Origin of the sequence: Micromonospora sp. AP08 (assembly GCF_008085935.1) — a bacterium.
In the GTDB taxonomy this organism is placed as follows: Bacteria; Actinomycetota; Actinomycetes; order Mycobacteriales; family Micromonosporaceae; genus Micromonospora; species Micromonospora chersina.
In genome coordinates, this window is the sequence record NZ_VSEZ01000006.1 from 204202 (window position 1) to 229199 (window position 24998).

Consider the following 24998-nt stretch of genomic DNA (forward strand, 5'->3'; position numbering starts at 1 on the left):
ATCCCACCATTCTGCCGCGCGTCACGTCGAGGGCACCGGCAGCGAGCCCGCGCCACGCCCGATCTGTCCCCCACCGACCGGAATCAGCCGAGCGGCTTGGCACCCGGGGTGGCGGCGGTGGAGGATACGAAGGTGTCAGCGGAGGCGGGGCCGTCCATGAACGGCGGCTCGGACGAGCACATCCGGCGCGTCCGCCTCCCCGCGGACCGGCGTACGCCCGCCGCGGCCCGCGCGCTCGTGCGGTCCGTGCTCGCCGAGGCGGAACTGCACGAACTGCTCAACGAGGCGCTGCTGCTCACCACCGAACTCACCACCAACGCGGTCGAGCACGCGCGCACCGAACTGGACATCGAGGTCGAAGCCGACCCGGCCGGGCTCACCGTCACCGTGACCGACTTCGCCGCCGGCCCGGTCGACGAACTGCTCGTCGGCGTCCGGAGCACGACCTCCGACATCACCGAGGTCGCCGAGCGCGGGCGCGGGCTGCTGCTGGTCGACCACTTCGCCAGCCGGTGGGGCACCACCTACCTGCCCACCGGGAAGGGCGTCTGGTTCCGGCTCGACCGCCCCGGTGCGGGGGCGGCCACCGGGCCGGCCGAGGCCCGCGCCGCGCTCAACGCCTCACCGGCGACCGACGCGGGCACCCCGAGCGCCGCCGCCATGAGCGAGCTCATGCAGACCAACCCCGACCCGTACGCCGACGACCCGCTGCCCGAGTTCGCCGCCGGGCTGCTGACCCGGGTCGCCGAGATGGTCGGCGCGGCCGGCGGCGTCGTACGGCTGGACCGGGGCGACGGCCAGGGCAGCCAGGTGCTCGCCCGCTACGGCCGGCAGCCCCGCCAGGGCAACGAACTGCTGCGCGTTCCGCTCGCCGTGCACCGCCCGTACGCCGGCGAGCTGGAACTGGACGCGGCGCCCTCGGCGTACGCCCGGCCCCTCGCGATGCTGGCCGGCGAGCGGCTCTCCCTGCACCTGGAGAACGACCGGCTGCGCCGCGCCGACGTACGCCGGTCCGCCTGGCTCACCTTCCTCGCCGAGGCGAGCGAACTGCTCGCCCAGTCCCTCGACGTCGAGCTGACCATGGCGCTCGTCCCACAACTCGTGGTGCCCCGGCTCGGCCAGTGGTGCGCCGTGCACACCACCGACGAGTGGGGGCGGCTGCGGCTCGCCGCCGCCAGTCACGCCGACGAGGCGTTGCTGCCGCAGCTGCACCGCGTGCTCCAGGAGACCGGGCCGGATTCGATCCAGGCCCGGCTGCGGGAAGCGTCCCGGAGCGCCGCGCAGGTGCCGCTGGGCGCGCCGATGGAGGGCTTCGCCGTACCCCTGGTCGCCCGCGGGCAGCGGCTCGGCACCCTGGCCGTGGGCCGCCACCAGCGGCACCGGCACGACCCCGACGAGGTCTCGGTGCTGGAGGACGTGGCCCGCCGGGCCGCGCTGGCCATCGAGAACGCCCGGATCCACGCCGAGCGCCGCCGGGTCGCGCAGACCCTCCAGCAGTCGCTGCTGCCACCGGTGCTCCCGGTGGTCGAAGGCATCGGCTTCGCCGCCGAGTACGTCCCGACCGGCGACGAAGCCGAGGTCGGCGGCGACTTCTACGACGTGGTGCCGCTGCCGGACGGCCGGTGGCTCGTGGTGGTCGGCGACGTCTCCGGCAAGGGCGTCCAGGCGGCGGCGGTGACCGGCCTGGTCCGGGACGTGATCCGGGTGCTGGTCGGCGACGGCAAGCCGCTGCCCGAGGTGCTCGGCCGGCTCAACGAGACACTGGTCGAGCGGGGCGGCGGCCGCTACTGCACGCTGGCGCTGGCGGCGGTCGGCCCGGGCGACGGCGACCAGCTCGACGTCTCGCTGCACCTGGCCGGACACGACCGGCCGGTGCTGCTGCACGGCGGGGGCGGAGCGGGCTTCGTCGGCACCGGCGGCACGGCGCTGGGCCTGCTCGACGCGATCGCCACCCCGACCGCCGAGATCGCGCTCAAGCCGGGCGACGCGCTGATCTTCTACACCGACGGTGTCACCGAGCGGCGGCGCGGCCGGGAACTGTTCGGCACCGACCGGCTCCGCGAGTCGGCCGCGCCCCTGGCCGGCTACTCGGCGGACGTGATCGCCGCCCGCCTCCGCGCCACCGCCATCGCGTTCTCGGTGGAACCCCCACGCGACGACATAGCCGTCCTGGTCCTCCGCAACGACGCCCTCTAACCCCAGAACTCCGCCCCCACTCCTTCGCCCCGGCGCCTGCCCGGGCGGCTGCCCGGGCGGCTGCCGCGACCAAAGGCGGACCAGGGCGCAGGGCAGGCGCGGCGCGGGCGTCGGCGGCGGGGGTTACAGGCCGCCGGGGAGGCGGCCGGGGGCCAGGCGGTGGTGGGGATCGAGGTGGGCTTTGGCGTTGCGGAGGCGGGGCAGGGTGGGCAGCTCGCCCCAGAGGTCGACGGCGCGCCGGACCGGCGCCGGCGCCGACACCACCACGCATCGGCCCTGGCGGGCGAGGAGCACGCCCCGGACGGCCGCGAGGATCGAGGCGACCCGCTCGGGCGGCAGTGAGCCGGGCAGCGCGGCGTGCACGGCGCCGATCCCGGCGGAGCCGCGGACCGGCACCGGGGTGCCGGCCGCGTCGCGCAGCGCGTAGACGGCGGCGTGCAGGTCGTTGATCGGCACCTCGATCCGCAGCGCCGTGTCGCCGGGGGCGAACGGGTAGCGGCCCCACCACTCGGGGGCGGCGTGGTTGACCACGGCCTCGGGGCCCAGCAGCGCGGTGAGGCGGTCGGCCCGCTCCGCCACGTCGGCCGGACCGCCCTCCAGCAGCACGACGAGGCTGCCGGCGGCGGCGGGCCGCGCCGGGCGGCCGGTGATCGCCGGGTGGTCGGGCCGGCCGGCCACGGAGGGGTGGGACGCGGGGATCCGCCGGCGCGGCAGCGACACGGGCACGGGCAGGTCCAGCTCGACGGCCGCCGGGTCGAGCCGGGCGGCGAGCACGGCCCGGACCAGGTCGTGCACCTCCAGCGGGGTCCACACGGGACGGGACACCCAGACCCGGCCGGCCGGCACGGCCTGCACGCGCATGGTGGCCGAGACGAGCACCCCGAGGCCGCCCTGCGAGCCGCAGAGCAGCCGTGCCACGTCGAGGCCGGGCACCTCGGCCCCGCCGAGGACGGCCGAGGCGCCACCGGGCGCCGCACCGCCACCGGGGCCGGCGGCCGGACCTGCGCCCCGCCGGGCGGACGGGGCCGCCTGCCCGAACTGGGCGGTGCCGGGCAGGCCCACGCTGACCAGCTCGCCGTCGGCGTCGAGGTAGCGCACCCCGACGAGTTGGGCACACGGGCTGCCGTGCCGGTGGCGCAGCGGGCCGGCCTCGTCGGCGGCCAGCACCCCGCCCAGGGTCGCCCCGGGGGACGGCGCGTCGACGGGGAGGCGCCGGCCGGTGCGTTCCAGGGTGGCCTGCACCGCCCGCAGCGGAGTGCCGGCGCCGATCTCGGCCACCGAGGAGCCCTGCGGCTCGTGCCAGACCCCGGCGAGCCGGCCGGTGTCGAGCATGATGTCGACCTGCGCGGGGGCCGCACCCCAGTCGATCTTCGTGCCGGCGCCGCGCGGCACCACGGTCAGGTCGTGCGCCGCGGCGAGGCGGAGCACCTCGGCCGCGGCGTGCGGGCCGCCCGGCACGGCCACCCAGCGGGCCGTCCGGCCGGCCACCTCGTCGGCGGGGCCGGCGAAGCGGGCGAACGGCGGGCCGCAGATCTCCGCCAGCTTCCGGGTTATCTCGAGGGCTCCGGGTCGATCGGTGGAACTCGCTGCAGCCGCCATGGCGGTTATCGTACACATGTTCGAAAGACCTGTCGGCGAGTCGCCGCGTTCGCACGGCGCGCGACCCCGGCGGCGGCCCGGCGGCCGGTAACGTGACGCCGTGACCACCGAGAATCCAGCGCCCGTCGCCAAGCGCGTTCCGGCCGACCGGACCCACCACGGCGACACCGTCGTCGACGAGTACGCCTGGCTCGCCGCCAAGGACGACCCGGACACGATCGCCTACCTGACCGCGGAGAACGCGTACACGCAGGCGCGCACCGCGCACCTGGAAGGGCTGCGCGCGGACCTGTTCGAGGAGACCCGCCGGCGCACCCAGGAGACCGACCTGTCGGTGCCGACCCGCAAGGACGGCCACTGGTACTACACCCGCACGGTCGAGGGCCAGCAGTACGGCGTGCAGTGCCGCCGGGCCGTCCGCGACGGCGAGACCACCCCGCCGGTCAGCGAGGACGGCGCGCCGCTCGACGGCGAGGAGGTGCTGCTCGACGGCAACCAGCTCGCCGAGGGGCACGACTTCTTCGCGCTCGGCGCGTTCGACGTCAGCCCGGACGGCCGCTGGCTGGCCTACTCCACCGACTTCTCCGGCGACGAGCGCTTCACCCTGCGGATCAAGGACCTGTCGACCGGCGAGGTGCTGCCCGACGAGATTCCGGACACCTTCTACGGCACCGCCTGGTCGAGCGACGCCTCGACGCTGTTCTACGTGACCGTCGACGACGCCTGGCGGCCGAACCGGGTCTGGCGGCACACGGTGGGCACCCCGTCGGGCGAGGACGTGGTGGTGCACCAGGAGGACGACGAGCGGTTCTGGGTGGGCGTCGAGCTGACCCGCTCCGAGCGGTTCGTGGTCATCGACATCCACAGCAAGATCACCAGCGAGGTGCGGGTGATCCCGGCGGCCAACCCCACCGGCGAGCCGGCGATCATCGCGCCGCGCCGGCAGGGCGTGGAGTACGCGGTGGAGCACCACGGGCACCGCTTCCTCATCCTGCACAACGACGGCGCGGAGGACTTCGCGCTCGCGTACACCTCGGCGGACGCGCCGGGCGACTGGACGCCGCTGATCCCGCACACCCCGGGCACCCGGCTGGAGTCCGTCGACGCGTTCGAGAACCACCTGGTCGTCTCGCTGCGCAGCAACGGGCTGACCGGCCTGCGGGTGCTGCCGGTCGGCGGCGGGGACAACTTCGACATCGACTTCCCCGAGCCGCTCTACAGCGTCGGGCTCGACGCCAACCCGGAGTACCGCACCAGCGAGGTCCGGCTGCGCTACACCTCGCTGGTCACGCCGGACTCGGTCTACGACTACGACCTGGTCACCCGGCAGATGGTGCTGCGCCGGCGCAAGCCGGTCCGGCCCGGCCCGGACGGGCGGGAGTACGACCCGGCCGACTACGAGCAGCACCGGGACTGGGCGCTCGCCGACGACGGCACCCGGGTGCCGATCTCGCTGGTGTGCCGGAAGGACACGCCGCGCGACGGCTCCGCCCCGGCCGTCATCTACGGCTACGGGTCGTACGAGGCGAGCATGGACCCCTGGTTCTCCATCGCCCGCCTCAGCCTGCTCGACCGGGGCGTGATCTTCGCGGTCGCGCACATCCGCGGCGGCGGTGAGCTGGGCCGGCGCTGGTACGACGAGGGCAAGCTGCTGGCCAAGAAGAACACCTTCACCGACTTCGTGGCCTGCGCGCGGCACCTGGTGAAGGCGGGCTGGACGGCGAGCGACCGCCTCGTCGCCCGGGGCGCCTCGGCCGGCGGCCTGCTGATGGGCGCGGTGGCCAACCTGGCCCCGGACGCGTTCGCCGGGATCGTCGCGCAGGTGCCGTTCGTGGACGCGCTCACCTCGATCCTCGACCCGTCGCTGCCGCTCACGGTCACCGAGTGGGAGGAGTGGGGCAACCCGCTCGACGACCCCGAGGTCTACGCGTACATGAAGTCGTACACGCCGTACGAGAACGTGACCGCGGTGGACTACCCGGCGATCCTCGCGGTGACCAGCCTCAACGACACCCGGGTGCTCTACCACGAGCCGGCCAAGTGGATCGCCCGGCTGCGGGCGGTCGCCCCGCGGGGCGACTACCTGCTCAGGACCGAGATGGGCGCGGGCCACGGCGGCCCGAGCGGCCGGTACGACGCCTGGCGCGAGGAGGCGTTCATCAACGCCTGGATCCTGGACCGGCTCGGCCGCGCCTGACCCGTCGGCGGAGGGGCCGGGCACCGGCCCCTCCGCACCGACGCTGCGGACCCCGGCGCGGTCGGGACGGTCTCAGCCCAGCACCGCGGCCAGCACGTGCGGGTCGGCGTTGCCGCCGGTCACCACCGCGACGGTACGCCCCGGCGGCAGCTCGTCCCGGTGGAACAGCCGGGCGGCCAGCGCGACCGCGCCGCTCGGCTCGGCCACCAGCCGGGCGTCGCCCAGCAGCCGCCCCAGCGCGGCGACGATCTCGTCCTCGGTCACGGTGACGATGCCGTCGAGCCGGTCCCGCAGGTGGGCGAGGGTCAGCTCGGACAGGTTGGTCCGCAGCCCGTCGGCGCAGGTCCGGTAGGTGCGTTCCACATCCCAGACGACCACCTCCCCGGCCGCGAGGGAATCCCGGGCGTCGGCGGCGAGCAGCGGCTCGACCCCGACCACGGCGGCGGACGGGCGCAGCGCCTTGACCGCGGTGGCCACCCCGGAGGAGAGCCCGCCGCCGCCCACCGGCACCAGCACCACGTCAACGTCGGGCAGGTCGGCGACGATCTCCAGCCCGACGGTGCCCTGCCCGGCGATGATCCACGGGTGGTCGAACGGCGGCACCAGCACCGCGCCGGTGTCCACCACGACCTGTTCCGCCTCGGCGAGCCGGCGGGCCGGCGGGACGAGCCGCACGTCCGCGCCGAGCGCCCGCATCCGCGCCACCTTGACCTGCGGCGCGCCCTCCGGCACGACCACGGTGCACGGCACGCCGAACGCCCTCGCCGCGTAGGCCAGGGCCTGGCCGTGGTTGCCCGAGGAATGGGTCACCACCCCCCGGGACCGGGCGGCCGGGTCCAGCCGGGCCACCGCGTGGGTCGCGCCGCGCAGCTTGAACGACCCCACCGGCTGCAGGTTCTCCGGCTTGAGCCACAGCTCGTCGTCCCAGAGCGTCGGCAGCAGCGGGGTACGCACCACGGCGCCCGCGACGTCCTCGGCGGCGGCCCGCACGTCGGCGATCGAGATCAGCTCCATCGCCCCATCCTGCCGCGCCCCGGGTCGGGCCGCCGCCCCGCGCCCGGCGCCTAGACTGCCGGGGTGAGCGAGGAGCAGGCGGGGAGCGGACCGGGGCCGGCCCGACGCGCGCCCGTCTGGCTGATCCTCGGTGTGGTCGCCTCCGCCCTGGTCGTCTGCTGCTGCTCGGCGCTCATCGGCCTCGCCGTCTCCTGGTCCGCCGGCCTCCTCGGCACGCGCTGACCGCGCGGCCGGGGGCCGGACCAGCACCGCCGCATCAGCGGGCGGGCGCCCCGCCCACCAGCGCCGCCGCCTCGCCCGTACGCACCATCCGCTGCCAGCGCAGCCGGTTCCCGACCACGGCCGTCACCACCGACTGCACCACGACCAGGTACATGACCTGGCGGTAGACGAGCTGCTGGAGCGGCAGCGTCCAGAGCGGGCCGAAGCGCTCCCGGTCCAGGCGCAGCGCGTACGCGGCGGTGGCGGCCTGGAGCAGGAGCAGGCCCAGCCAGGCCAGCGCCAGCTGGGACCAGGGCAGGAAGAGCAGCCCATAGAGGGCGAAGACGTCGACGGCGGGCGCGGCCAGCGGCAGCACGATCTGGAACACGGCCAGGTAGGGCAGGCCGCGCCGGCCCAGCTTCCCGCCGGCCCCCGGCTCGCGCAGCGCGTGCCGGTGCTTCCACATGGCCTGCATGGTCCCGTAGCACCAGCGGTAGCGCTGCCGCCACAGCTGGCGCAGCGACGAGGGCGCCTCGGTCCAGGCGATCGCGCCCTCCTCGTACACCACCCGCCAGCCGGCCCGGAGCACCTTCATGGTCAGGTCGGTGTCCTCGGCCAGGGTGTCGGCGGGCACCCCGCCGATCGCGAACAGCACCTCACGGCGGAACGCGCCGATCGCGCCGGGGATGGTCGGCATGCACTCCAGCACGTCGTACATCCGGCGGTCGAGGTTGAACCCGATCACGTACTCCAGGTGCTGCCACCGGCCGAGCAGCCGGCGCCGGTTGGCCACCTTGGTGTTGCCGCTGATCGCCCCCACGGTCGGGTCGGCGAAGCCCTGGACGAGCCGGTAGACGGTGTCCGGCTGGAAGACGGTGTCGCCGTCGACCAGCACCAGCAGGTCGGCGCGGGCGGCCCGGATCCCGGTGTTCAGCGCGGCCGGCTTGCCGGCGTTGGCCTGCCGGATGACGCGTACCCCCCGCAGCCCCATCCGTTCGACGATGTCGGCCGTGCCGTCGCTGGAGCCGTCGTCCACCACGATCACCTCCAGCGCCGGGTACGCGCTGGCGACCAGGGACCGCACGGTGGCGGCGATGTTGGCGGCCTCGTTGTACGCCGGCACGATCACCGACACCGGCGCGATCACCTCGGGCAGCCGGCGCCGGGGGCGGCGTACCCGGCGGACGTGCCGCTGGGCGCAGGCCACCTGCACGGCGAGGCGGACGACGCCGAGCACCAGAGCCACCCCGAGCAGCAGGTTCATGGCCGAGGTCAGCCAGTCGGCGCCGGTCTGCGCCCACCGCAGCGCGGTGCCGCTCAACCGGGCGCCGGTGGTGGCCGGGACCATCGAGTCGGGGGCGCCGATCCCGGCGGAGACGGTCGTGAACGTGTAGCCCTGCGCCCTCAGCCGGGTCAGCAACTGGTCCACGGCGGCGACGGTCTGGCCGCGGTCGCCGCCGCCGTCGTGCATCAGCACCACCGCGCCGGCGCCGCCCTGCGGGGTGGCCGCCTTGAGGATGGCCGGCACGCCGGGGCGCTGCCAGTCCTTGGCGTCCCGGTCGGCGAGCACCGCCACGTGACCGCTGCCGGCGGCGTTCCGCAGCGCCTCGTACTGCGCGTCGGTCATGGCGGCCGTGGTCGACGAGAAGGGTGGCCGGAACAGGGTCACCTCGCGGCCGGTCACGCCGGCGATCGCGTTGCGGGTCCAGGAGAGCTCGGCCCCGGCGCGCCAGCCCGGCGCGGCCGTGACGTCGACGTGGGTGAAGGTGTGCGAGCCGATCTCGTGACCCTCGGCGAGGATCCGCCGGACCAGTTCGGGGTGCTCGTCCACGCGCGCGCCGACCACGAAGAACGTGGCGTGGGCGTGGTGCCGGCGCAGCACGTCGAGGATCTGCGGCGTCCAGCGCGGGTCCGGGCCGTCGTCGAAGGTGAGCGCCAGGGTGCGCGCCGGCAGCCGCCGGCTGACCGGCGTGGGGCCGTCCAGCCGCAGCACCGGCCCGCCGGTGGCGACCGCGCGGGGCGCGGGCGAGGCGGGCGCCCGGTCCGGGCCGGAGCCGCCGCCGACGGCGCTGACCAGGCCGTGGAAGCTCAGCGCGGCGAGCAGGGTGACGAGGCCCAGCAGGAGCAGCACCCAGTGCGCCCGGGGGTCGGGGCGGGCGACGTGTCGCGCCATGGTCAGGGCTTGCCCGGTGTCCTGCTCGGCCTGGCCGTGTTCCGCCGCTCGTCGCCCTGCCCGGGCACGGTGGCGGACGGGCGGGGCGCCGCCGAGGTGGTGGTCCGGGTGGGTGCGGCGGTGCGGGTCGCGGTCGACACGGGCGCCGGGCTGGTGCTGGTCACCGGCGAGGGCCGGGGGCTCGGGCTGGTCCGCTCCCCGCCCCGGGACGGCGCGTCGACGCCGGCCTCGATGGGCGGCACCTTCGTGTCGGACCAGCCGGGCAACGGCACCGTGGAGTCGAAGAACAGCCCGGCCAGGATCAGGCCGAAGCTGGTGAGCAGGCCGAGGCCCATCGCCGTGCCGGCGATCACGGTCAGCCGGCGACGCCGGCCGCTCCGGTCGACGAACACCGGCGGCGCGCCGCCCGGCTGGTTCTGCATGGTGCTGATCTCCCGCTGTCACGCTCGCGCCGGCTCGGGAGACCGCCCCGGCCTCCCGAGGCGAACAGCGCCGCCGGGGGCGGTGGCGTCACGTCAGGTCGTGCGCAGCTCCTCCACCGTCGTGCTGGCGCGCAAAAAGAGCAGGCCGCACGGGCCGGTCGGGTCAGGGGGTCCAGGCGGGGTCGCGGCCGGTCCGGCCGAGCAGGGCGTCGAGCGTGGTGGGCGCGGCGCTGGTCGGAACCGGCTCGCCGAAGGCGCCCATCTTCTGCCCGGTGTCGCCCATCCGGTCCATGAAGCCATGCCCCTCGGCCAGCACCGACGGGTCGACCTCCAGCCGCTGCCCGGTCGCCCGGGCCAGGTCCCAGCCGTGCACGGTGAGGTCGATGAGGGCCATCTGGCCGACGGTCTCCTGGGGCAGCCCCATGCCGGGCGAGACGCCCTCCAGCGCGGCCGGGTCCGACCACGCCTGGGCCAGGCGTACGGCCTCGGTCGCGAACCGGTCCCGCCAGCCCTCGGTCAGGTGGTCGGTCTTGGCCGACCAGTCGACCTCCCGCCGGCGGGCCAGGTCCTGGAAGTTGACCACCACGTCGAAGAGGTGGTTGAGCAGGTCGCGCACCGTGTAGTCGGGGCACGGGGTGGGCAGGCCGAGCTGGTCGTCGGAGATGCCCTGGACCACCGCCGCCGTACTGGGCGCGGCGGCGGCCAGCAGCTCACTAGTCTTCGTGGTCATAGGGACCAGCGTATGAGGGCGGTCTTGAAGAAATGCGACACGAGCCGCGGCGGGACAGCAGGGGGATCCTCGACCCCGGCCGGCTGCTGCGGCGGGTCCACTTCCGACGCCGGCTGCCCGCACCGGCGCTGCGCCCCTGGGTCGAGCACTACTGGCTCATCGACTGGGCGCTGACCGACCCGTTCGACCAGCGGGTCGTCCCGCACCCGGCGGTCAACGTGGTGTTCCAGGCCCAGGCCGGCGAGGCCGAGCACGGCGAGATCGCCGGTGTGGACACCGGCCTGTTCACGGTCTCCCTGCACGGCACGGGCCGGGTCACCGGGGTGCAGTTCCGCCCCGGTGGGTTCCGCCCGTTCTGGGGCCGCCCGGTGGCCGAGCTGACCGGCCGGCGCCTCCCGCTGCCCGCCGGGCCACCGCCGTCCGGCGCCGCCCCCACCGAGCCGTTCGCGGCCGGGCCGGTCTGCCCGGGCACCGACGAGCAGCGGTGCCGCCGGCTGGACGACCTGCTCGCCGCCTGGGAGCCGACGCCGGACCCGCTCACCGCCGAGGCCGTCGACCTGGTCGAGGAGATCCGGGCCGACCGCACCGTCCTGCGTGTCGACGACCTCGCCCGGCGGCACGGGGTCTCCACGCGGCGGCTCCAGCGGCTCTTCCTGGACCAGGTCGGCGTCGGTCCGAAGTGGGTGATCCGCCGCTACCGGCTCCAGGAGGCGATCGAGCAGGCCGCCGCCGGGCCGCTGGACTGGTCCCGGGTCGCCGCCGACCTGGGGTACGCCGACCAGGCCCACCTGGTCCGCGAGTTCACCGCCGTGACGGGGGTGTCGCCGGCCGCGTACGCCCGCTCGCTGGCCGCCCCGCCCGAAGGGTGACCCGGGGGTTCACCGGCGGCGGACGGCGACCACCGCGACGTCGTCGTGGATCTCCGGCGGCGCCAGCTCGACCAGCAGCCGCTGGCAGAACCGGTCGAGGTCGTCGTCGACCCGGGTGGCGACCACGCCGAGCGCCGCCATACCCTCGTCGATGGTGGCGTCCCGCCGCTCGATCAGCCCGTCGGTGTAGAGGACCAGCGTGGCGCCGGCCGGAAGCACGAACTCCAGGTCCGGCGGGCGGGGCGCGCGCACCCCGAGCAGCGGGGCGGACTGCTGCACGAACTCGATCCGCCCGTCGTTACTGATCAGGGCCGGCAGGTGCCCGGCGCTGGCCAGCCGGATCAGTCCGCTGCCCGGGTCGAGGAGCAGCAGGCAGATGGTGGCCAGCTCGGTCGGCAGCAGGGTGCGCATCAGCTCGTTGACCCGGTCCAGGATCACGCCCGGCGGATGCCCCTCGACCGCGTACGCCCGCACCGCGTGCCGCAGCTCGGCCATCACGGTGGCGGCGTGCAGGGAGTGCCCGGCCACGTCGCCGATCGCCATCAGCAGGTGGCCGTCGAGCATCACCAGCTCGTAGAAGTCCCCGCCCACCTCGGTGTGGGCGCTCGCCGGCTCGTAGCGGACGGCCAGGTCGAGGCCGGCGATCTCGGGCAGCCGGCGGGGCAGCAGGCTGCGCTGGAGGGTCACCGCGATGCGGTGCTCCTGGTCGAAGGAGCGCTGGGCCTCGACCGCCGACGCGACGGCCTGGGCGAGCTGCACCAGCACCGGGGTCCGTACGGTCTGGGTGGCGGTCGGCACCACCACGTAGAGCGGGGCGCGGTCCTCCCGGAGCCGGGCGGCGGCCACGGTCACCGTGTCGTCGGCGGGCCAGGCGGTCAGGTCCCACGCGCCGGGGTCGTCGACCCGGACCCGGGTGCCGATCGGCAGCCCGGTGTCGTCCACCGTCCACGGCACGATCACCGGCGCCGCCTCCGGCCCGGCGGCCACCCCGGCCAGGCAGTCCCCGTCGAACGTCTCCGCGACCACGGCAGCCGGGCTCTTGAAGATCCGCGCCGCGCCGGACGCCGCCGCCTCCAGCAGCCGGACGAAGTTCGGCGCCGCGTGCATCTCGACGGTGGCGTCGGCCAGCGCGGCCAGCCGCTCGGCGAGCTGTTCGGCGCGCTGCCGGGCCTGGTAGTAGCGGAGCACCGCGTGCGCGGTGGCGACCAGTTCCTCGGGCTCGATCGGCTCGGCCAGGTACGCGTCCGCGCCCCGGGTCAGCCCCTGCGCCCGGTCCACCACGTCCACGGCGTGCGCGGAGACGTGGATGACCGGGGTCGACGGGCGGGCCTCCTTGATCAGCTCGCAGACCTCGAAACCGCTCATGTCCGGCAGGCGGACGTCGAGCACCACCAGGTCGACCCGGTCCTTGCGCACCCGGTCCAGCGCCTCGGCGCCGTTCTCCGCCTCGATGGTCGTGAAGCCGGCCCGGGTCAGCCAACTCACCAGCAGGTACCGCTTCGGACTGCTGTCGTCGACCACCAGAACGGTCGCCGGCCCGCCCTCCACCGTCAGGCTCCGCCCACGGGAAGGACCACGGTGAAGGTGCTGCCCCGACCGGGTTCGCTGGTCAGCTCCAGCGTGCCGCCGAGCAGCGTGACCAGCCGGCGCGCGTACGGCAGGCCGAGGCCGGTGCCGCCCACCCGGGTCGTGCCGGGCACCTGGTAGAACTCCTCGAAGATCCGCTCGTGCAGCTCCGGCGGAATGCCCGCGCCGGTGTCGGTGACCGACAGCGACCAGACGTCGCCCCGGCGCTCGGCCCGCAGCCGCACCTCGCCGCGCTCGGTGAACTTGAGGCCGTTGTGCAGCAGGTTGCGCAGCACCTGGGCGAGCAGCACCTCGTCCGACCGGACCGTCGCCGGGGTCGGCGGCTCCTCCACGACCAGTTCGACCTCGGGCCGGGTGGCCAGCGCCCGCAGCGTGCCGCGGAGCTGACCGAAGAGCCCGCGCAGGTCCACCTCGGCCCAGTTCGGCTCGAGCCGGCCCGACTCGGCCTTGGCCAGGTCGAGCAGCTCGTTGACCAGGCCGAGCAGGTCGGCCGCGGACGACCGGATCAGCCCCACCTGCCGGGCCTGCTCGGCGGTGAGCGGATCGGACGCCGAGTCGGCGAGCAGCCGGGACAGCCCGATGATCGCGGTGACCGGGGCGCGCAGCTCGTGGCTCACGTTGGCCAGGAACCGGCTCTTCGACTCGCTGGCCGCACGGAGCTGGGCCGACTTCTCGTCCAACTCGGCGTAGAGCGCCACCACGCCGCGGTTGGTCTCCTCCAGCTCCTCGGTGAGCTGGTTGTAGAGCGCCATGACGCCGCGGTTGGTTTCCTGGAGCTCGGAGTTGAGCACCTCCAGCTCGTCGCGCTGGCTGCGCACCTCGTCGAGGGCGGAGATGAGCTGCGCGTTCTGGGTGGCCAGCTCGTCCAGGGCGGTGCCCGGGGCGCTGCTGGCCAGCTCGGTCCGGAGCTGGGCGAGGCGCTCCGGCGTCAGCGGCTGCACGTTGGCGGGGACTCGTCGGGACATCCTCACGACCGTATCGTCCCCCTCGGTCACCACGCCCAGCATGTCCACCAGACGCGCCACCGCGCCGGACTGCGGCTGGTAGCGGCCGTCGGGCAGCGGGCGGGCCGGGGCCAGGTCGACCCGGAGCACCGACTGGCCGGTGCGCACGTCCCGGTTCAGCACGAAGGTGACGTCGGCGCCGTCGACGGTGCGCAGCAGGTCCCGGGCCACCTCACTGAGCGCGGTCGCCAGGCGTACCTGGTCCTGGTGCTCCAGCCCGACGGCGGCGGCCACCTCCCGGCCGCGCTGCCGGACCAGGAAGATGTCCTGCTCCACCCGGAGCGCCATCTGCAGCAGCGGGTCCGGGCCGGCGGGGCGGGTCATGACTCGGCCCGGGCGACCAGGACGCAGGCGTCGTCGCGGCGGACGCCGGCATCGCGGAGCAGGGTGGCGGCGGTCAACAGCGGGGCGTGGCCGGTCAGGCCGGGGTAGTCGGCCAGGTCCCACCGGTCCACCACACCGTCGCTGTGCATCACGAGGGTCGCCCCGGCCGGGAACGGGTAGTCGTACTCCCGCACCGAGGGGCGCTGGTGTCCGGCGATGCCGGGCAGCGAGACGAGACCGCGCCGCCGCTCGCCCGTCGCCACGATCATGGCTGCGATGTTGCCCAGCCCGGCGTAGCGGAGCAAGCCCGACACGGGGTCCGGTTCGGCCACCGCCAGCGCGGCGCCGCGGGTGTGCGAGATGGACCGGTGCAGGTGCTGCACCACGGTGCCCGGCGGCCCGGCCGGCGCGGCCCGGAACGCGGCCAGCGCGGCCCCGGTGGCGGCGGCGGCCAGCGGGCCGTGTCCCAGGCCGTCGCAGACCAGCACCTGCCGCCGCCCGTCGGCCAGCCGCACCGCGTACCCGTCGCCGCTGACCTGCTCGCCGGTCATCGGCCGGACCAGCGCGCCGGCCCAGTCCGGCGCGGGGACCGGACCGTTCCAGACCTGGACGGCGAGCACCGTGCCGCGGCCGGGCAGGGAGTAGCCGTCGAACCAGCTCGCCTGCCGGGCGATCGCGCCGAGGCCGATGCCGAGGGTGCCGGTGGTGGAGTGCCCGTCCGCCGAGGAGAGGGCGAGGTCGGCCATGCCGGGGCCGCAGTCGATCACCACCAGCTCCACCCCGGCCCGCCCGGCCCGGCGGACGGGGCGGAGCAGCAGGGTGCCCTCCTGGGCGTGCTTGACCAGGTTGCTGGCGACCTCGGCGGCCACGATCGCCAGGTCGGCGACCCGCTGCTCACCGAGTTCCAGCTGCCGGCCGAGGCGCTCGGCGGCGCGCCGCACGCCGCTCGCCGTGGCGCCGCTCTCCAGGCGGAACCAGAGACCGTGGTCGGCGACCACGTCGGCGTTCATCGGGACCACTTGGTGACGGTGATCCGGGTGCCCTCACCCACGACGGTCCAGATGTCGAAGTCGTCGACCAGCCGGCGGGCGCCGCTGAGCCCCAGGCCGAGCCCGCCGCCGGTGGTGAAGCCGTCGGTGAACGCCTGGTCGAGGTCGGGGATGCCCGGCCCCTGGTCGGCGAAGACGATGCGGACCCCGCGCCGGCGGCCGTCCTCGACGGTGGCCACCTCGGCGGTGCCCCCGCCGCCGTAGATCAGGGTGTTGCGGGCCAGCTCGCTGGCGGCGGTGACCAGCTTGGTCTGGTCGACGAGCGAGAGCTTGACCGCGACGGCGGTCGTACGCACCAGCTGCCGCACCCGGACCACGTCCTCGTCGCTGCTGATCGCCTGGGTCGCCGGCACCCCCAGGTCGACGCCGGCGGTCATGGCGTCGCCGTCGTCTCGGCGTCCTCGTCGACGTCCACCTCGTCCCACTCGTCGCTGCGGCTCGCCGCGATCAGCTCCATGCCGCGCTCTACGTTCAGCGCGGTGCGGATGCCGTTGAGCGACAGCCCCAGCTCGACCAGGGTGATGGCGACGGCGGGACGCATCCCGACCACCACCGTCTCGGCGTCCAGCACCTTGGAGATGGACGCGATGGTGGAGAGCATCCGGCCGACGAAGGAGTCGACGATGTCCAGCGCCGTGATGTCGATGATCACGCCGTGGCAGCCGGTGGCGACGATCCGCTCCGCGAGGTCCTCCTGGAGCTGGATCGCCGTCTGGTCGGACATGTCGACCTGGATGGAGACCAGCAGGATGTCGCCGATCTTGAGGATCGGCACCCGCTCCATCAGGACTCCCGGCGTGCGCGGCGGGAGGTCGTCTCGACGCCGGTCAGGCGCAGCACGTGGCGCAGCGCGTCGGCCAGGCTCGCCTTGGTGGCGATGTCGCCGAACTCGATGCCGAGGGCGACGATCGTCTGCGCGATCTGCGGCCGGATGCCGGAGATGATGCAGTCGGCGCCCATCAGCCGGGCGGCCACCACGGTCTTGAGGATGTGCTGGGCGACCTGGGTGTCCACGGCCGGCACGCCGGTGATGTCGATGATCGCGTACGGCGAGCCGGTGTCGACCAGGGTCTGGAGCAGCCGCTCCATCACCACCTGGGCGCGGGCCGAGTCGAGGGTGCCGACCAACGGGACGGCGACCACGCCCTCCCAGAGCTTGACCACCGGCGTGGAGAGCTCCAGCAGCTGCTCGGCCTGGTCGGCGATCAGGCCCTCGCGGGTGCGCACGAAACTCTCGAAGGTGAACAGGCCCATCTGGTCGATCAGGGCGGAGTAGGCGACGAAGTCGCGGAGGGTGCCCGCGTCCTGGTCCTCCTCCATGAGCTCCAGCAGCGCGTCCTTGAACGCGAACACGCTGATCGCGGTCTCGGTGGCGCTGAAGCCCTGCCGCGCCCGGCTGGTGGAGAGCTCGGCCAGCACGGCCCGCAGCTCGCCGCCGTGCTGGTCGGCCAGGTCGGTGAGACCCTGCCCGGCGGCATCGACCATGCTGCGGTGCAGCTCCCCCGCCTGGCGGGACAGTTCCGCCTGGCTGAGCCGGCCGCGCAGCGAGCTGGCCACGATCTCCGTCCAGCGCGTGGTCAGCCGGTCGGCGTGCTCGGTCAGCAGGCGGGCGAGCCGACCACTCTGTTCGGCGCTCAACGCCATTGTGACCTCCCTGAACTCTGGACGGGCCGGACTCTATCACCGGCAACTGCGGGAATACTTGCCACGAAGCAAAGGAATGATCGACCGCACCCTTCTCCGCTCCCGTTCTGCACGCTGCCAGGTTCGTGGGATACCGTTCCACCGAACACAGGAGGTCGACGAATGTCCTTGACGGTGCACACGGAACAGCGCGGCGACGTGGTCGTCGTGTCGGTCGCGGGCGAGCTGGACATGGCGACGGCACCGCAGCTCCAGGACCAGATCACGGACCTGCTGGACAAGGGGCGCAACCGCCTCGTGTTCGACCTGGCCGAGGTGTCGTTCTGCGACTCCACCGGGCTGTCGGTGTTCGTCCGCGCCAAGAACAGCTGCGACGAGGCCGGCGGCGTGGTCCGGCTGGCCGCCCCGCAGCGTGGCGTGCTCCGCATCCTCGAGGTCAGTGGCCTGGTCGAGGTGCTGCACACCTACCCGACGGTGGAGCAGGCCGTGGCGGGCGACCCCACACCGGCCTCCTCCTGACCGTCGCACCTCAGCGCTCGTCCTCGATGTGCCGGGGACGGGCGATCACCATGCCCGCAGCCGTCTGCACGGTGAGCGCCACCAGCAGGAAGCCGATGGGCGCGGTCCAGCCCCCGGTCGCCTCGTAGAGGATGCCGACCAGCAGCGGGCCGAGCGCGGCGATCACGTAGCCGGTGCTCTGCGCGAAGGCGGACAGCGCCACCGTCCCCTCGGCGGTCCGGGCGCGGAGCCCGATGGTGGTCAGGATCAGCGGGAACGCGCCCTGGCCGAGGGCCAGCAGCAGCACCCAGAGCGGCGCGAGGCCGCGCGGCGCGAGCGCCAGGCCCACGTACGCGGCCGTGGAGAACGCGGTCAGCGACAGCACCAGCGGACGCAGCGTGGGCAGCCGGCCGGCCAGCGTGGGCATCATGAGCGCCACCGGCACGCCGAGCGCGGTCACCCCGGCGAGCAGCAGGCCGGCCGCCTCGGGCGCGTAGCCGGCGTCCCGGAAGAGCTGGGCCAGCCAGCCCATGATCGCGTACCCGCTGAGCGACTGCGCCCCGAAGTAGACCGCCATGGCCCAGCCGAGCCGGGTCCGCGCCGGGCGTACCCGGACCGCGCCGACGGCGGCCACCGCCGGGGTCGCCGTCCGTCGGGAAGCCCGGGCCCGTAGCGCCAGCGGCACCCACGGAAGTACGGCCACCGCGGCCAGCCCGGCCCAGACGCCGAGCCCGGCCCGCCAGGAGCCGAAGGCGTGGGCCACCGGCACCGCCGAGGCGGCGGCCACCGTCGTGCCCACGGTCAACGCCATCGTGTACGCCCCGGTGACCAGCCCGGTGCGGCGCGGGAAGTGCTGCTTGACCAGCATCGGCAGCAGGATGTTCGCGACCGCGATGCCGGCCAGCGCCAGCGCGCTGGTGAGCACGAAGACCGCCGCCGAGTCGGTGACCACGCGGAGCACCTGCCCGGCGGTCAGCGCCAGCATGGCGACCACCAGCACCCGGGCGGCGGCCCAGCGGCGGACCAGCCACGGGGTGAGCGCGCCGAGCCCGGCGAAGGCGATGGTGGGCAGCGTGGTGACCAGTCCGGCCATCGCGCCGGAGAGGCCCAGCCCGTCGCGGATCTCGTCGAGCAGGGCGCCCAGGCTGGTCACCGCGGCACGCAGGTTGACCGCGACCAGGAGCATGCCGACCAGGACCAGCAGGCCGCCGTGGGCCGGGACGGCCGGGGGCGCGGGGGCGGCGGCCGGGGCCGGCCCGGGGGTCACGTCGGTGGTGGGCACGTCGGTGACGGGAGCCGCGGTGGACGTGGGTGGCGGGGTCATGACCTCGAACCTACAATCATGGGATGAATTTCGGCAGGAGGTGTAACCGGTGACACCCGCCGTCGATTCCGTCGCCGTGCCGCCGCGCGGTCACCGGGTGCGCCAGACCATCGAGCAGCTCCGGGCCCGGATCCTCGGCGGCGAGTGGCCGGTGGGCGCGAAGATCCCCACCGAGCCGCAGCTCGTCGCCGCGCTGGGCGTGGGGCGGAACACGGTCCGCGAGGCGGTCCGCGCGCTGGTGCACGCCGGGGTGCTGGAGTGCCGGCAGGGCTCCGGCACCTACGTGGTGTCGACCGACGAGCTGGCCCCCGTGGTGGCCCGCCGGCTCACCGACGACCGGATGGCCGAGGTCATCGAGGTCCGGCGCGCCTTCGAGGTGGAGGCGGCCCGGCTCGCCGCGCTGCGGCGTACCCCCGAGGACCTGGCGGCGCTCGACCGCGCGCTCGCCACGCGGGAGGCCGCGTGGCGCTCCGGCCGGGTCGGCGAGTTCGTCGAGGCGGACGCCGCGCTGCACACCGCCGTGGTGGCCGCCGCGCACAACGCCATGCTGGCCGAGCTCTACGCCTCGGTCGGCGCCGCGCTGCGCAGCACCGTCGCCCAGGCCATGGGCGAGGCCCTGGAGCCCGAGCGGTACGTGGACCACGGCCGGCTGCTCGACGCCATCCGGGACGGCGACCCGGCGCGGGCGGCGATCGAGGCGGGCGCTTTTCTCGAGGCCCCCTCCCGGGCATAGGTTGTGCCGGACCCCGAAAACCGGACAGCACGGGAGTGCGGATGCTCAAGGGCTTCAAAGACTTCATCATGCGCGGCAACGTCGTCGACCTGGCGGTCGGTGTCGTCATCGGCGCCGCCTTCACCGGCGTGGTCACCCAGCTCACCAAGTCGTTCCTCGAACCGCTGGTTCGGGTGTTCATCGCGCTGATCACCGGCAGCAAGGACGGCCTCAGCGGCTCCACCCCGAAGTTCCGGGGCATCCCGTTCGACTGGGTGGCCTTCGTCAACGCCGCGATCACCTTCCTGCTCACCGCGGCGGCGCTGTACTTCCTGGTCGTCTACCCGATGAACCGGCTCGCCGAGCGGCGCAAGCGCGGCGAGGAGCCGCCGCCCGCGGCCCCCAGCGAGGAGGTCAAGCTGCTCACCGAGATCCGGGACGCGCTGCTCGCCGGCAACCACGGCACGCCCGCCCAGCGCGGCGCGCTGGACGACGTGCTCGGCCGCCGGCAGGAGCCCCCGGCCGCGCGCTGACGCCATAGCCGATCGGCCCCCGTGGGAATCCCGCGGGGGCCGACGCGTGTCGAACACATGTTCGATAGAGTCCGGGCATGGAGCAGCGCAGGCACTGGTGGAACGGGAAATGGGGGCGACTGGCCCGGCGGGACGTCTTCCTCCGGGTCGACGGCGACCGCTGGCACGTCGAGCAGCGCGCCGGCGGCGCCGAGGGGGTCTCCCAGTTCTACGAGTACGCCAGCGTCGAGGAGGCCGAGGAGACGGTCCGGGCGCTGCTGGAGGGGCCGGACACCTGGCGCGAGCTGTCCCCCCGGCCGCCGAGCGGCTGGACCCCGCCCGTTTAGCGCCCGCGCGCCTCGGGAACCGCGCCTGTATGAGCCAGCAGCAGGACAGCGTCTCGCGGGTCACCACCGGCATGCGGGTGGTCGACTCCACCGGCGTCGAGGTGGGCACCGTGGATCTCGTCCAGCGCGGCGACCCGGCCGCCGTGACCGTGCAGGCCCCCGCCCCGGTGGACCCGGGCAGCAGCCTGGACGAGCTGATCGAGTCGGCGGCCGCCGAGGAGCCGGACGTCCCCGCCGACCTGGCCGCCCGACTGCTGCGCGAGGGCTACCTCAAGGTCTCCACCGAACTGGCCCGCACCGGCGCGGTCTACGTGCTGGCCGACCGGATCGCCGCGGTGACCGACGACGGCGTACGCCTCACGGTCCCCGCCGCCGAACTCCCCCCGGAGGAGTGACTCCCCGCCTACCGTGGGCGGCATGTGGATGGTGATCGGAGAGCAGGGCGGCACGCCGACCGACCCGGTGGCGCGGGCCGCCCAGTTCGCGCACATGGCCGAGGTGACCCGGCGGAGCCCGGGCTTCGTCCGGGGCTGGTGGGGCGCGGACGACGACGAGCCGGACCTCAGCCACGTGCTGGTCGTCCTCGACACGCTGGAGCACGCGCAGGCGCTCCGGCGGATGGTCGAGGAGAACGTCACCGGCGCCCGCCTGCGGATCATGGAGATCGCCGCCGAGGCGCAAGGCGCCGCCTGATCAGCCCGCCCGGGCCGGAGCGGCCGGTTCCGGCTCGACCGCCGGTTCCGCCGGTGGTGGCGTGGTGGCGCGACGGCGGCGGAACAGCAGCAGCATGAGCCAGCCGGCGACCAGCCCCCAGAACGCGCCGCCCACGCCGAGCAGGCTCACCCCGGAGGCGGTGACCACGAGGGTGACGATCGCGGCCTCCCGGGCGTCCGGCTCGGCGACCGCCGCCGCGACCGCGCCGGCCAGCGCGCCGAGCAGCGCGAGCCCGGCCACCGCCTCGACGAGGACCGGTGGGGAGAGCAGCACCAGGGCGGTCGCCGCGCCGGCCCCCAGGCCGAGCAGCGCGAGGCCGATCCCGGCGGTGACCGAGGCGATCCAGCGCCGCTCCGGGTCGGGGTGGGCGTCCGGGCCGGCGGCCAGCGCGGCGGTGATCGCGGCGAGGTTCACGGCGTGCCCGCCGGCGGGCGCGCCGAGCGCGGTGGCGAGCCCGGTCACCCGCAGGGCGGAGCCCAGCGGGGCGCGGTAGCCGTAGCCGGCCAGCACGGCGGTGCCCGGCACGTTCTGCGCGGCCATGGTGACCAGGAACAGCGGCAGCGCCAGCCCGACGATCGCGGGCAGGGTCCAGGCCGGGGCGGTCAGCGCCACGGTCGGGGCGGCGTCGATCCGGGCCGGCCCGTGCGCGGTCAGCGCGATCGCCACCACGGCCACGGCGAGCGCGCCGGGCACCGCCCAGCGGCGGGCGAACCGGTGCAGCAGCAGCCAGGCGAGCACCACCGGCCCGGCCAGCCGGGGCACCTCGACCAGGGCCCGCACGGGCGCGGTGCACAGCGGCAGCAGCACCCCGGCGAGCATGGCGCTGGCGATCGGCGCGGGGATCGCGGCGACCGCCCGGCCGAGCGCGGGAACGAGCCCGGCCGCGACGATCAGCAGGCCGGTGAGCAGGAACGCGCCGACCGCCGCGGGCCAGCCGCCGGGCACCGGCCCGGTGGCGACCAGCAGCGCGGCGCCCGGGGTGGACCAGGCGATGGCGAGCGGCAGCCGGTGCCGCAGGCCGAGCCAGACCGCGCAGCAGCCGCTGGCGACGCAGAGGGCGAGCAGCCCGGAGGCGGCCTGCGCCTGGTCCGCGCCGACCGCGCGGAGCCCGGCGAGCACCACCGTGAACGAACTGGCGAAGCCGACCAGGGCGGTCACCACGCCGGCCAGCACGGGTTGCAGTCGACCGGCCATGCTCTCCCCCTCACCGCCGTTCCGTTTACGGAACGGGCCGATGTAGCACGATAGCCCCATGGCAGCTGCCCCACCAGCCGGTGACCGGACCGCGGAAGCCGTCGGCCGGCGCATCCGCGCCCTCCGCGAGGAGCGGGAGATGTCCCTGTCCACGCTCGCCCGCCTCGCCGGCGTCGGGAAGGCCACCCTCTCCGGGCTGGAGAACGGCACCCGCAACCCCACCCTGGAGACCCTGTACGCGATCACCGCCCAGCTCGGCGTGCCGCTCACCGCCGTGCTCTCCGGGCCGGCGGAGACGCCGACCGTACGCGGCGCCGCCGTGGGGGCCACGCTGCTGGAGGTCTTCAGCGACACCGACGCCACCTACGAGCTGTACCGGATGCGGGTCAGCCCCGGGCCCCCGCAGCTCTCCCCGGCGCACCAGGCCGGCGTCACCGAACACGTGACCGTCTTCTCCGGCGTGCTCCGCGCCGGCCCCGTGGACGCCCCGCTGACCGCCGGCCCGGGCGAGTACCTGCGCTGGGTCTCCGACGTGCCGCACAGCTACGCCGCCGTCGGCGACGAGGTGGTCCGGGCGAGCCTGCTCCTGCGCTATCCGCGAGTGACCACAGTGAATGCGTGATACATACCCCGTGTGCAAGCCGGCGACATTTCTTTCAGCAGACCCAGCAGTGCGTAGAGACGCGGGGCGGGTGTTCTTGGCAAGCTTGTCCCCATGACGCTCATCCTCCGCTCGGCCATCCTGAACGACGTCGGCCTCGTCCGGACCAACAACGAGGACTCCGCCCTCGCCGGCGACCGCCTGGTGGCGGTGGCCGACGGCATGGGCGGGCTCCCCGCCGGCGAGGTGGCCAGCGAGATCGTCATCCGCATCCTCGACGAGCTGACCCCGCCGACCGTGCCGGACGAGGCCGCCGACGCGCTGCGCGCCGTGGTGAGCACCGCGAACCAGCGGATCCGCGCCGCCATCACGGTCGACCCGGCACGTGACGGCATGGGCACCACCCTCACCGCCGGCCTGCTCGCCGGCGACACCCTGGTCCTCGCGCAGGTCGGCGACTCCCGGTGCTACCTGCTGCGGGACAACGAGCTGAGCCAGCTCACCCGGGACGACACCTTCGTGCAGGCGCTGGTCGACCAGGGCGCGCTCTCCCCCGACCAGGCCCGCCACCACCCGCAGCGCTCCCTGGTCACCCGGGCGGTGCAGGGCTCGGACGCGCCGCCGGCCGTCGGGGTGCTCACCGTGTTCGCCGGCGACCGGCTGCTGCTGTGCAGCGACGGCCTCTCCGACTACGTGGAGGACACCGCCATCGCCTCGGCGCTGGCCACCTACGGCGACCGGCAGCAGTGCGGCGAGCAACTGGTGAAGCTCGCCCACCAGGCCGGCGCGCCGGACAACGTCACCGTGGTGGTCTCCGACGTCTCCGAGGCCTGAGCCCGCCCGATTCCGGTTGCGCCACCCGGTGGGTCGGGTTGGGATGAACGGATGCGCATTCGCCGGTTGGCCGCCGAGGAACGCCTGACCACCAGCTTCCCGCTCCAGGCGTACGCCTTCGAGACATCGCCGATCGCGGCGACGCGGACCGAGGAGTTCCGCGCGTACCTGCCGTACAACGCGGGCAACCGGACGCTGGTGGTCGAGGAGGACGGGGTCACCACGGCCGCCGTGTCCGCGGTGCCGATGCGGCAGAACCTGCGCGGCGCCGTGCTGCCCATGGCCGGCGTCGCCGGGGTGGCCACCCACCCGCTGGCCCGCCGGCGCGGGCACGTGCGCGCGCTGCTGGACCGGCTCCTCGACGAGATGCGAGACGAGGGGCACCCGCTGACCGCGCTCTACCCGTTCCGCGCCTCGTTCTACGAGCGCTTCGGCTACGTCGGGCTGCCCCGCCGGCGCACCGCGGTCTTCGCCCCGGCGGACCTGGCGCCGCTGCTCCGCGCCGACCTGCCCGGCGAGGTGGTCTGGGAGCGGGTCGGCGCCGGCTACGACCGGTGGCGGGCGTACACCGAACGCTGCCTGCGCGAGCGGCACGGGTTCGCGGTCTTCCCGGACTTCCGGGCGGTCGGGCTGCGCGACCGGGACGACCGCTGGCTGCTCACCGCCGTCCGGGACGGCGCGACGGTCGGCGCGGTCACCTACCGGATCGACGACCACGGCGGCACGTTGGTCGCCGACGACCTGCTGGCCGACGACCCGTACGCCCGGGCGTCGCTGCTCCAGTTCTTCGCCCGGCACGTCGACCAGGTGGAGCGGATCAGCGTCGAACTGCCCGCCGACGAGCTGCCCGAGCTGTGGCTCACCGACCTCGCCGTGCACGTCGAGGCACGGGTGTCCCGGCCCGGCTCGCCCGCCCCCATGGCCCGGCTGCTCAGCCTGGACGCGCTCGCCGACCAGCCGGTCGGCACCGGCCGGGTCGTCGTCGAGCTGGTCGGCGACCGCTGGCTGGCCGGCACCCACCTGCTCGACGGCGCCACCGGCACGCTGGAGGTGCTCCCCGGGGACGCCGCCGCCGTGGGCAGCGTGCCGGCCGCGCGGCTCACCGCCGCCGGACTCTCCGCCCTGGCGTACGGGGTGCTCGACCCCGCCGAGGTCGCTGTGCGGGGGCTCGGTGAGGTGCCGGTGGACGCCGCCGCCGAGCTGCGCCGGATCTTCCCCGGGGAGCTGCCCTACCTGTTCGCCGACTTCTGAAC

At 75.0% G+C, this 24998-nt stretch carries 26 protein-coding genes; 13 read left to right on the top strand and 13 right to left on the bottom strand.

All coding sequences use genetic code 11. The features are described 5' to 3' along the window. The first annotated feature begins 132 nt into the window (after nucleotides 1-132). Nucleotides 133-2196 carry a SpoIIE family protein phosphatase gene (locus FXF50_RS12870; RefSeq protein ID WP_148427522.1) on the top strand — a complete coding sequence of 688 codons (2064 nt, stop codon included), beginning with the start codon at nucleotides 133-135 and terminating at the stop codon, nucleotides 2194-2196. Between the two features lie 123 nt (nucleotides 2197-2319). Here FXF50_RS12870 and FXF50_RS12875 read toward each other — a convergent pair whose 3' ends face one another. Next, complete coding sequence (locus tag FXF50_RS12875) at nucleotides 2320-3795, bottom strand: FAD-binding oxidoreductase (protein ID WP_255510012.1); 1476 nt, start codon at nucleotides 3793-3795, stop codon at nucleotides 2320-2322. A 100-nt stretch (nucleotides 3796-3895) separates the two neighbouring features. On the opposite strand from FXF50_RS12875, the gene FXF50_RS12880 reads away from it, so the two are divergent. After that, complete coding sequence (locus tag FXF50_RS12880) at nucleotides 3896-5992, top strand: S9 family peptidase (protein ID WP_148427526.1); 2097 nt, start codon at nucleotides 3896-3898, stop codon at nucleotides 5990-5992. A 72-nt stretch (nucleotides 5993-6064) separates the two neighbouring features. On the opposite strand, the gene FXF50_RS12885 is transcribed toward FXF50_RS12880, so the two are convergent. Next, the gene (locus tag FXF50_RS12885) at nucleotides 6065-7006 is read right to left on the bottom strand and encodes a threonine/serine dehydratase (protein ID WP_148427527.1); all 942 of its coding nucleotides are present in this window, start codon (nucleotides 7004-7006) and stop codon (nucleotides 6065-6067) included. A gap of 63 nt (nucleotides 7007-7069) precedes the next feature. Between FXF50_RS12885 and FXF50_RS29305 the strand changes: the two genes are divergently transcribed. After that, complete coding sequence (locus FXF50_RS29305) at nucleotides 7070-7228, top strand: hypothetical protein (protein ID WP_187399645.1); 159 nt, start codon at nucleotides 7070-7072, stop codon at nucleotides 7226-7228. Nucleotides 7229-7262: 34 nt separating this feature from the next. Here FXF50_RS29305 and FXF50_RS12890 read toward each other — a convergent pair whose 3' ends face one another. The 3 genes from FXF50_RS12890 to FXF50_RS12900 all read right to left on the bottom strand — a co-directional run bounded on the left by FXF50_RS12890 (nucleotide 7263) and on the right by FXF50_RS12900 (nucleotide 10532). Next, entirely contained in the window at nucleotides 7263-9380 is a 2118-nt protein-coding gene (locus FXF50_RS12890; RefSeq protein WP_148427529.1) for a bifunctional polysaccharide deacetylase/glycosyltransferase family 2 protein, read from the bottom strand. A gap of 2 nt (nucleotides 9381-9382) precedes the next feature. Beyond that, the gene (locus FXF50_RS12895) at nucleotides 9383-9802 is read right to left on the bottom strand and encodes a hypothetical protein (protein WP_148427531.1); all 420 of its coding nucleotides are present in this window, start codon (nucleotides 9800-9802) and stop codon (nucleotides 9383-9385) included. A gap of 163 nt (nucleotides 9803-9965) precedes the next feature. Further along, nucleotides 9966-10532 (bottom strand): TIGR03086 family metal-binding protein, encoded by a 567-nt coding sequence (locus FXF50_RS12900; RefSeq protein WP_148427532.1) that lies wholly within the window; start codon nucleotides 10530-10532, stop codon nucleotides 9966-9968. Between the two features lie 32 nt (nucleotides 10533-10564). Between FXF50_RS12900 and FXF50_RS12905 the strand changes: the two genes are divergently transcribed. After that, entirely contained in the window at nucleotides 10565-11401 is an 837-nt protein-coding gene (locus tag FXF50_RS12905) for an AraC family transcriptional regulator (RefSeq protein ID WP_148427534.1), read from the top strand. 9 nt (nucleotides 11402-11410) lie between these two features. Here the strand turns inward: FXF50_RS12905 and FXF50_RS12910 are convergent, their stop codons facing one another. Genes FXF50_RS12910 through FXF50_RS12935 form a run of 6 tightly spaced genes read right to left on the bottom strand, consistent with a single transcriptional unit; the run spans nucleotide 11411 to nucleotide 17009 of the window. Next, nucleotides 11411-12949 carry a SpoIIE family protein phosphatase gene (locus FXF50_RS12910; RefSeq protein WP_148427536.1) on the bottom strand — a complete coding sequence of 513 codons (1539 nt, stop codon included), beginning with the start codon at nucleotides 12947-12949 and terminating at the stop codon, nucleotides 11411-11413. A 2-nt stretch (nucleotides 12950-12951) separates the two neighbouring features. After that, nucleotides 12952-14316, bottom strand: a complete 1365-nt coding sequence (locus FXF50_RS12915; protein ID WP_148427538.1) for a sensor histidine kinase — start codon at nucleotides 14314-14316, stop codon at nucleotides 12952-12954. Further along, on the bottom strand, nucleotides 14313-15326 hold the full coding sequence (locus FXF50_RS12920) for an ATP-binding SpoIIE family protein phosphatase (protein WP_148427801.1): 1014 nt from the start codon (nucleotides 15324-15326) through the stop codon (nucleotides 14313-14315). Before FXF50_RS12920 ends, FXF50_RS12915 begins: the two co-directional genes overlap by 4 nt. Next, nucleotides 15323-15742, bottom strand: coding sequence for an ATP-binding protein (locus tag FXF50_RS12925; RefSeq protein ID WP_148427540.1), 420 nt, complete (start codon nucleotides 15740-15742; stop codon nucleotides 15323-15325). The genes FXF50_RS12920 and FXF50_RS12925 overlap by 4 nt, the downstream gene beginning before the upstream one ends. Then, nucleotides 15739-16149 (bottom strand): STAS domain-containing protein, encoded by a 411-nt coding sequence (locus FXF50_RS12930; RefSeq protein ID WP_148427542.1) that lies wholly within the window; start codon nucleotides 16147-16149, stop codon nucleotides 15739-15741. Before FXF50_RS12930 ends, FXF50_RS12925 begins: the two co-directional genes overlap by 4 nt. Further along, the gene (locus FXF50_RS12935; protein WP_148427544.1) at nucleotides 16149-17009 is read right to left on the bottom strand and encodes an STAS domain-containing protein; all 861 of its coding nucleotides are present in this window, start codon (nucleotides 17007-17009) and stop codon (nucleotides 16149-16151) included. The genes FXF50_RS12930 and FXF50_RS12935 overlap by 1 nt, the downstream gene beginning before the upstream one ends. Nucleotides 17010-17171: 162 nt before the next feature. Here FXF50_RS12935 and FXF50_RS12940 point away from each other — a divergent pair, with 162 nt between their 5' ends. Continuing rightward, entirely contained in the window at nucleotides 17172-17528 is a 357-nt protein-coding gene (locus tag FXF50_RS12940) for an STAS domain-containing protein (RefSeq protein WP_091315546.1), read from the top strand. A gap of 10 nt (nucleotides 17529-17538) precedes the next feature. On the opposite strand, the gene FXF50_RS12945 is transcribed toward FXF50_RS12940, so the two are convergent. Further along, nucleotides 17539-18831, bottom strand: a complete 1293-nt coding sequence (locus FXF50_RS12945; RefSeq protein WP_148427546.1) for an MFS transporter — start codon at nucleotides 18829-18831, stop codon at nucleotides 17539-17541. A gap of 49 nt (nucleotides 18832-18880) precedes the next feature. Between FXF50_RS12945 and FXF50_RS12950 the strand changes: the two genes are divergently transcribed. The 5 genes from FXF50_RS12950 (at nucleotide 18881) to FXF50_RS12970 (ending at nucleotide 21095) form a co-directional block, all read left to right on the top strand. Beyond that, the gene (locus FXF50_RS12950; protein ID WP_148427548.1) at nucleotides 18881-19564 is read left to right on the top strand and encodes a FadR/GntR family transcriptional regulator; all 684 of its coding nucleotides are present in this window, start codon (nucleotides 18881-18883) and stop codon (nucleotides 19562-19564) included. Between the two features lie 41 nt (nucleotides 19565-19605). After that, nucleotides 19606-20076, top strand: a complete 471-nt coding sequence (gene mscL / locus FXF50_RS12955) for a large conductance mechanosensitive channel protein MscL (protein ID WP_148427550.1) — start codon at nucleotides 19606-19608, stop codon at nucleotides 20074-20076. A gap of 77 nt (nucleotides 20077-20153) precedes the next feature. After that, complete coding sequence (locus FXF50_RS12960) at nucleotides 20154-20402, top strand: hypothetical protein (protein ID WP_148427552.1); 249 nt, start codon at nucleotides 20154-20156, stop codon at nucleotides 20400-20402. A 29-nt stretch (nucleotides 20403-20431) separates the two neighbouring features. Continuing rightward, nucleotides 20432-20797 carry a hypothetical protein gene (locus tag FXF50_RS12965; RefSeq protein WP_148427554.1) on the top strand — a complete coding sequence of 122 codons (366 nt, stop codon included), beginning with the start codon at nucleotides 20432-20434 and terminating at the stop codon, nucleotides 20795-20797. A gap of 22 nt (nucleotides 20798-20819) precedes the next feature. After that, nucleotides 20820-21095 carry a hypothetical protein gene (locus FXF50_RS12970; protein ID WP_148427556.1) on the top strand — a complete coding sequence of 92 codons (276 nt, stop codon included), beginning with the start codon at nucleotides 20820-20822 and terminating at the stop codon, nucleotides 21093-21095. Here the strand turns inward: FXF50_RS12970 and FXF50_RS12975 are convergent, their stop codons facing one another. Beyond that, nucleotides 21096-22310 (bottom strand): benzoate/H(+) symporter BenE family transporter, encoded by a 1215-nt coding sequence (locus FXF50_RS12975; protein WP_148427558.1) that lies wholly within the window; start codon nucleotides 22308-22310, stop codon nucleotides 21096-21098. Nucleotides 22311-22368: 58 nt separating this feature from the next. Here FXF50_RS12975 and FXF50_RS12980 point away from each other — a divergent pair, with 58 nt between their 5' ends. The 3 genes from FXF50_RS12980 (at nucleotide 22369) to eis (ending at nucleotide 24996) form a co-directional block, all read left to right on the top strand. Next, nucleotides 22369-22932, top strand: coding sequence for a helix-turn-helix domain-containing protein (locus tag FXF50_RS12980; protein WP_148427560.1), 564 nt, complete (start codon nucleotides 22369-22371; stop codon nucleotides 22930-22932). A gap of 93 nt (nucleotides 22933-23025) precedes the next feature. Continuing rightward, the gene (locus FXF50_RS12985) at nucleotides 23026-23745 is read left to right on the top strand and encodes a PP2C family serine/threonine-protein phosphatase (RefSeq protein ID WP_148427562.1); all 720 of its coding nucleotides are present in this window, start codon (nucleotides 23026-23028) and stop codon (nucleotides 23743-23745) included. Nucleotides 23746-23796: 51 nt separating this feature from the next. Next, nucleotides 23797-24996 carry an enhanced intracellular survival protein Eis gene (gene eis, locus FXF50_RS12990; protein WP_148427564.1) on the top strand — a complete coding sequence of 400 codons (1200 nt, stop codon included), beginning with the start codon at nucleotides 23797-23799 and terminating at the stop codon, nucleotides 24994-24996. Nucleotides 24997-24998: the final 2 nt, after the last annotated feature.